This window comes from Paramuribaculum intestinale (assembly GCF_003024925.1).
Taxonomy (GTDB): domain Bacteria; phylum Bacteroidota; class Bacteroidia; order Bacteroidales; family Muribaculaceae; genus Paramuribaculum; species Paramuribaculum intestinale.
The window spans coordinates 1-2,106 of sequence record NZ_PUED01000289.1 but is presented as its reverse complement, the minus strand read 5'-3'; the positions used below and the strand labels follow the sequence as shown (position 1 = coordinate 2,106).

The window sequence follows — 2,106 nt, the reverse complement described above, 5'->3', positions numbered from 1 at the left end:
CTTTCTGGCATGCCCGGTAGCCCAGAGCGGTTGCTATGTAGCTTTTGCCGGTGCCGGCACTGCCGGTGATGAAGATGTCGCGTGGCTCGGTGACGAAGGTCATCTCGGAGAGCCGCATCAGCAGGTTCCGGTCAAGGCCGCGCTCAAGGGAGTAGTCTATCTCCTCGATTGAGGCGCGGTAACGGAACGAGGCCTGTTTCTGCAGGCGCTGTATAAGCCGGTTGGTGCGGTCGTCCCATTCATTTTCCACGAGCCACGCCACGAACTGGTCTGTTGTCATGCCTTCGCTTTTGAACGATTCCATTGATGTGCGGAAGGCCGCGTGCATGCCCAGCAGCCGCATCTGCGACATCCGGGCGAGTGTCTGTTGGTTCATTTCCATTGTTGTATGTATTGTTGGATTGATATGTTACCTGAAGTATTCCTTCCCGCGTATGTTTGCATGCCGGGGCATCTGGGCGCTCTCCTCGCACTCTTGACCGGGAAGGGTGTCGTCATCGAGGCAGTCATGACGGCTGCGCAGTATCGAGTCGACGGCGCTGTAGTTGTAGAGTCCGGAGGATGCGGCCCTGCGGCAGGCCCTGACCAGGCGGTCGTTGCCGACCCTGGATGCGAACGACAGTATGCCCTTGCAGGATTTGTAGGCCTGTTCGGGATGGGTCTTTGACTCTATGACATGCCGCAGGAAGTCCTCTACGTCGGCATGTATGCGTGCCCCCTGCCTCAGGAAGCCCTCGACGCTCCATCCGCTCAGGTCCCGGTGGGCCGAGGCAAGGTGATTCGGCTCCGTGGTATACCCGTACGGGCGCCATCCTCTGGGATGTACGGCCACGCGGTCTCCGCCGCAGTATATCTCAACCGTACGTGAGTCATACAGTATGTTGACCTTGCGGCCGATAAGACGGTGGGGCACGCTGTAGTAGTGGCGGTCAAGGCGTACGTGCCCGTTGCGCTGTACCGTGGCGGTATGCCGTTCCTTCAGCTCGAACCTTATGGGATTTAACGGGCGCAGGTACATGCGCTCCAGATCCTCGAACTGCTCGCGGCGGCTGTAAGGGCGTCCGCTCATGCGGGCGTTGTTGTGAAGCTCCAGCGCCGTACGGATAGCGGCGTTCAGCGACACAAGATCATGATGAGTGCGCTGTCGCACCAACGGGTAGATGCTGCGGTAGATGAGCTTGACGGCGCCCTCCACCAGGGCCTTGTCGCGCGGCTTGCGCACGCGTGCCGGTATGACTGCGCAACCGTGATGCTCGGCGAAGGCCGCGTAATCCTCATTGAGCTCCGCCTCGTAACGGCTTGCCTTCTTTACGGCAGCCTTGAGATTGTCTGGCACGATGGCCGCCGGTGCCCCGCCATAAAAATGAAGCGCATTCTCACAGCACCGTATGAAGTCCTCCTTGCGCTGGCTCATCACGGCCTCAACATATGTAAGCTGTGAGCAAGGCAGTATGGCCACGAACACCTCCACGGCGATGATCCCGCCGCTGTCACGGTCGACCAGCTCCAGACGGTCGCCTGCGTAATCGACATACATCTTGTCGCCGGCCTTGTGTTCCAGATGCGCTATAGGGTGCATCTGCGCCACATACAGACGCATCAGACGGCTGAACGTCGACCGGGAATAGCCTCCCGGGTGACTCCCGATATAGTCGTCATACAGCTTCTGCCGCGTCATACCTCTCTTTTTCAGACGTCTGACATAATCAGGCATAAGTCCCATAAGCTCCTGATGGCGGCTTGACACGGGTTCCGAACCGACCGCTCTCACTCCGAAAATCTCATTCAGATCCGGATCCTCCAGTTTCAGAAGATCCTCGATGCCACGGTTCAGCTCCATAAACCGCCGGAGGTATTTACGCACCGTGTTGCGCGCTATGCCCGTCAGGTTGCTGATACTCTTGGCTCCGTTGCCGTTGGCGTGGCATCGGAGCACCTGTCTTAATTTGTTCATGCTCAGTTTTCGATTTGCCATCAGTCGTATGTTTAATATTATTTAACATACAATATAGCTCAAAAACTCCTTTTGCCAACTCCCGTAAAGTCTTTTTCCGGGGGGTAATTTGCTTGACCGGACGGGGGTCAATTTAAATGATTTTCCGGGGG

Annotated in this window: 2 protein-coding genes; both read right to left on the bottom strand. The window is 57.3% G+C overall.

Translation table 11 applies throughout. The annotated features are described in order from the left end of the window. On the bottom strand, positions 1-382 hold a 382-nt coding region (locus C5O24_RS12845; RefSeq protein ID WP_161553911.1), incomplete at its 3' end, for an ATP-binding protein. A 27-nt stretch (positions 383-409) separates the two neighbouring features. Continuing rightward, positions 410-1,954: an IS21 family transposase gene (gene istA / locus C5O24_RS12840; protein ID WP_237613085.1), complete on the bottom strand. Its 1,545-nt coding sequence runs from the start codon at positions 1,952-1,954 to the stop codon at positions 410-412. Between the last annotated feature and the right edge of the window lie 152 nt (positions 1,955-2,106).